The organism is Hydrocarboniphaga sp. (genome assembly GCF_028291725.1).
Classification (GTDB): Bacteria; Pseudomonadota; Gammaproteobacteria; order Nevskiales; family Nevskiaceae; genus Hydrocarboniphaga.
Genome location: NZ_JAQGNT010000103.1, coordinates 1 through 4,896, shown reverse-complemented (window position 1 = coordinate 4,896; position 4,896 = coordinate 1). Strand labels below are relative to the sequence as shown.

4 protein-coding genes and 1 pseudogene are annotated in these 4,896 nt (G+C 67.0%); all 5 read left to right on the top strand.

Going from position 1 to position 4,896, the window contains the following annotated elements:
- Positions 1 to 611, top strand: a 611-nt coding sequence (locus tag JWQ90_RS26765) for a methyl-accepting chemotaxis protein (RefSeq protein WP_299698139.1), incomplete at its 5' end; no start/stop codon positions are given.
- Positions 612 to 651: 40 nt separating this feature from the next.
- Positions 652 to 2,190 (top strand): annotated as a pseudogene (locus JWQ90_RS26760) (methyl-accepting chemotaxis protein); the annotation flags it as partial.
- Entirely contained in the window at positions 2,187 to 3,074 is an 888-nt protein-coding gene (locus JWQ90_RS26755) for a CheR family methyltransferase (RefSeq protein ID WP_299698137.1), read from the top strand. The pseudogene JWQ90_RS26760 and the gene JWQ90_RS26755, both read left to right, overlap by 4 nt.
- Positions 3,075 to 3,076: 2 nt before the next feature.
- Complete coding sequence (cheD, locus tag JWQ90_RS26750; protein WP_299698136.1) at positions 3,077 to 3,697, top strand: chemoreceptor glutamine deamidase CheD; 621 nt, start codon at positions 3,077 to 3,079, stop codon at positions 3,695 to 3,697.
- On the top strand, positions 3,697 to 4,779 hold the full coding sequence (locus tag JWQ90_RS26745; RefSeq protein ID WP_299698135.1) for a chemotaxis response regulator protein-glutamate methylesterase: 1,083 nt from the start codon (positions 3,697 to 3,699) through the stop codon (positions 4,777 to 4,779). The genes cheD and JWQ90_RS26745 overlap by 1 nt, the downstream gene beginning before the upstream one ends.
- The last annotated feature ends 117 nt before the right edge of the window (positions 4,780 to 4,896 follow it).

Genomic DNA, 4,896 nt, shown 5'->3' with positions numbered 1-4,896 from the left:
CCGGCGAGCAGGGCCGCGGCTTCGCGGTGGTGGCCTCGGAAGTCCGCAGCCTGGCGCAGCGCTCCGCGGCGGCGGCCAAGGAGATCAAGACCCTGATCGGCGACTCGGTGGACAAGGTCGACGCCGGCTCGAAGCTGGTGGAGCAGGCCGGCCGGACGATGGACGAGATCGTGACCAGCGTGAAGCGCGTGACCGTCATCATGTCGGAGATCACCGCGGCCTCGCAGGAGCAGAGCCAGGGCATCGAGCAGGTCAATACGACGATCACGCAGATGGACGAAGTCACCCAGCAGAACGCGGCCTTGGTCGAAGAAGCTACGGCCGCCGCGCATTCGCTGGAAGAGCAGGTCGCCGGCTTGCTGGATTCGGTTGGGCAGTTCCGCCTCGGTGACGAAGAGGCCGAAGTGGAGGCCGCGCCGCGCAGCACAGCGCCGACGCTGCGCAAGCCAGAACGGTTCGCCGCCGGCCGCGTCTCGCCGATGCGGGTGAAGGCGGCGGGCGCCAATCCTCCGCGCCGCAACGGCGTCGCCGCGGCCGTGCCCAAAGCCGTATCCGTATCTGGTGCCGGTGCCGGCGCCGTCAAGCAGAGCGAACCGTGGACCGAATTCTAAGAATGCGGCAAGGAGCTTCACCATGACGATTGATCCCCGTTTCATCGTCCATGCCTTCGATGGCCTGGAGACGATGATCCGCATTGCGGCCTATGACGGCACCGTGCTGTACGCCAACCCGGCGCTGCTGCGCATGTTGAAAGCAGTCGAGCCGGACGTGCGCCGCTTCAATCCCGGTTTTCGAGTCGAGGACTTCGTCGGCGGCAGCATCGGCGCGATCTACGCCGATGGGCCCGCCGCGATCCGGCGGATGCAGGAAGTGCAGGGCCACAAACGCTCCCGCGCCGATTTCTTCGGCCGCCAGATCGATTTCATCTACAACGCGATTCTCGGGCCTGGCGGCGAGAATCTCGGCACCATCGCGCAATGGATCGATGTCAGCGACCAGGTCGCGATGGAGAGCGAGTTGGTCGATGTGATCGGCTCGGCCGCCGCGGGTGATTTCTCGCGGCAGATTCCGCTGCAGGGCAAGGACGGCGCGCTGCGAGCACTCGCCGATGGCGTCAACCGCCTGACCCGGATCAATGCCGCCAGTCTCGAGGAAGTGATGCGGGTACTGGGCGCCCTGGCGCAGGGCGATCTGACGCAAAGGATGGAAGGCGAATTCCTCGGTGTTTTCGGCAGGCTCAAGGACTACGCCAACGCCACCGTCGAGCAGCTCACCGATATCGTCGGCCAATTGCTCGAATCCAGCGACACGATCAACGTCGTCGCGCGCGAGATCGCCGCCGGCAATGCTGACCTGTCGGACCGTACCGAGCAGCAGGCCGCCTCGCTGGAGGAGGCGGCGGCGTCGATGGAAGAGCTGACCTCGACGGTCAAGCAGAACGCGGGCAACGCGCACCAGGCCAAGCAGCTCGCGGCCGGCGCGTCCGAAACCGCGCGCAAGGGCAGCCAGGTCGTCAGCGAAGTGGTCAAGACCATGGGCGAGATCCAGCGCTCCAGCAAGAAGATCGTCGACATCATCAGCGTGATCGACGGCATCGCGTTCCAGACCAACATCCTGGCGCTGAATGCGGCGGTCGAAGCCGCGCGCGCCGGCGAGCAGGGCCGCGGCTTTGCCGTGGTCGCCGCCGAAGTTCGCAGCCTGTCGCAGCGCTCCGCGGCGGCCGCCAAGGAGATCAAGGCGCTGATCAGCGCATCGGTCGACAAGGTTGGCAACGGTGTCACACAGGTCGAGCAGGCCGGCCGCACGATGGACGACATCGTCACCGGCGTCGGCCGCGTCAGTCAGATCATGGCGGAGATCGCCGGCGCATCGCAGGAACAGAGCCAGGGCATCGAGCAGGTCAGCCGGACGATCAGCCAGATGGATCGGGTCACGCAGCAGAATGCCGCGCTGGTGGAAGAGGGCTCGGCATCGGCCCGGACTCTCGAAGAGCAGGCGGATGCATTGGCAGTGTCGGTATCGCAGTTCAGGCTCGACAACGCCGAAACCTCGCGCCCGGTCGTGATCGCGCCGCCGGTGGCCGCGCGTACGCCGCCACCGCCGCCGCGGCGCGCGAGGCCGACGCCGATTTCGTCGCGACTCGCTGCGGTGGCCGCAACTGCCTCCGGCAGTCGCGGGGCCAGGGGATGAGTACCCAGCTTGCGGCCCGCGACGCAGCGGGCGCTGTGGAGCTTGCCGGCTTCGACTTGAATGCGCGCGAGTTCACGCTGACCGACGGCGATTTCAGGCGTGTCTGCGCGATGATCCGCGCCCGCGCCGGCATCGCGCTCAACGACAGCAAGCGCGACCTGGTCTACAGCCGGCTGGTGCGTCGCCTGCGTGCCTGCGGCGCCGATTCCTTCCGCGCTTATCTCGACCCGCTGGAGGCCGATGCCAACGCCGACGAATGGCAGGAATTCACCAACGCGCTGACCACCAACCTGACTTCGTTCTTCCGCGAGGAGCATCACTTCGAGCGCCTCGCCGAGCTGCTGGCGCAGCGCCAGCCCGGCGAGCACCTGCTGCTGTGGTGCGCGGCCTCGAGCACCGGCGAGGAGCCGTATTCGATTGCGATCACCGCCGCCGAAGTGTTTGGCACGATGAAGCCGCCGGTGTCGATCCTCGCCACGGACATCGACACCCAGGTGCTGGCGACGGCAGCCGAGGGCATCTATACCCAAGACCGCATCGAAAAACTGTCCGATGCGCGCCGCCGGAAATTCTTCAAGCGCGGCGCCGGCGGCAACCAGGGCCTGTGCCGGGTCAACGACGAACTGCGCAGCCTGGTCAGCTTTCGCCAGCTCAATCTGCTCGGCGAGCGCTATCCGATGAAAGGCCCGTTCCGCGCAGTTTTCTGCCGCAATGTGATGATCTATTTCGACAAGCCGACGCAGTACACGGTGCTGTCGCGGATCGCGCCGCTGCTGTCGCCCGAGGGGCTGCTGTTCGCCGGCCATTCGGAGAGCTTCTTCCACGCTGGCGACCTGTTCGAGTCCTGCGGCCGCACGATTTACAAGCGCGCACGGAGCCGATGACCATGGCGCTCACTTCCGCAGCGCGCAACGAACCCGAAGGGCGCAATACCAGCGCCGGCTACTTCGATCCCAAGTTCGGTGCGGTCGCGATCAAGATCCTGCCCGGAGAATTCCGGGTCACCAGTGAGGACGTGATGCTGGTGACGGTACTCGGCTCCTGCGTCGCCGCCTGCCTGCGCGATCCGGTTGCGCGTGTCGGCGGCATGAATCACTTCATGCTGCCGGACAGCAGCCAGGCCGGCCCTGGCGGCGAGTCGGCGCGCTACGGCAGCTACGCGATGGAAGTGCTGATCAATGAGCTGTTCAAGCGCGGCGCGCGCCGCGAGAGGCTCGAGGCCAAGCTCGTCGGCGGCGGCGCGGTGCTGCCGGGCATGACGCTCAATCCGGTCGGTGATCGCAACGGCGAGTTCGCGCTCGCCTATCTGCGCGCCGAGAAAATCAACGTGGTGGCCCAGGATCTGTTCGACGTCTTTCCGCGCCGCGTCCATTACTTCCCTCCGAGCGGGCGCATGCTGGTCAAGCGCCTTCCGGCCGCCGACCGCTCCGAACTCGTGGCACGCGAGGAGCAATATCGCCGGTACATGCGCAACCGTCCTGCCGACGGTTCCGTGGAGCTGTTCTGATGAAGAAGATTCGTGTGCTGGTCATTGACGACTCGGCGCTGATGCGCAAGCTGCTGGTCGAGTTCCTGTCGGAGGACCCGCAGATCGAAGTGGTCGGCACCGCGCCCGATCCGATCATTGCGCGCGACAAGATCAAGGTTCTGAATCCCGACGTGCTGACGCTGGACATCGAGATGCCGCGCATGGACGGCTTGACCTTCCTCGAGAACCTGATGCGCCTGCGGCCGATGCCGGTGGTGATGGTGTCGTCGCTGACCGAACGCGGCGCCGAAGTCACGCTGCAGGCACTGGAACTCGGCGCGGTCGATTTCGTCACCAAGCCGAAGATCGACCTGGAAGCCGGTCTACGCGAATACGCGCACGACCTGATTCTGAAGGTCAAGGCAGCGGCCTCGGCGCGGATACGCGTGCTGAGCCCGAACACGCGCCCGGCGCCATCCGGGTCGGCGCATGCGGCTGCTCCGGCTCCGCTACCGGCGCTGCGGCGCGGCCTGTTCCGCACCACCGAAAGGATCATCGCGGTCGGCGCTTCGACTGGTGGCACCGAGGCGATCAAAGACGTGCTGGCGATGATGCCGGCCGACGCGCCGGCGATCCTGATCACGCAGCACATTCCGGCCGCGTTCTCCGGGCCGTTCGCGGCGCGCATGGACCGCAGCTCGGCGATGAGCGTCTGCGAGGCGCGGGACGGCCAGCAGATCGTGCCGGGCCATGTCTACATCGCGCCCGGCGACTGGCACCTGAGCCTGGCGCGCGACGGCGCACGCTATGTGTGCCGGCTCGACCAGGCGCCGCCGCAGAACCGGCATCGCCCGAGCGTCGACGTGCTGTTCAGATCGGTCGCACACCATGCCGGCGCCAACGCCGTCGGCGCGGTGCTGACCGGCATGGGCGACGACGGCGCGCGCGGCCTGCTGGCGATGCGCGAAGCGGGCGCACGGACGCTGGTGCAGGACGAGGCCAGCAGCGTGGTCTGGGGCATGCCCGGCGCCGCGTTCAAGCTCGGCGCCGCCGAGCAGATCTGCGAGCTGTCGCATATCGCCGAAAGCCTGCTGGCGTTTTGTGGGGCGCAGGCTGCCTGAGGGCGGGTGTTGGGGTTCGCTGCGCTCACCCAAACCTACGGGTGACGTTGTAGGTTGGGTTGAGCGCAGCGAACCCCAACATCGGCGCGAGGCAACTCGGTACGGCAACATAATGCC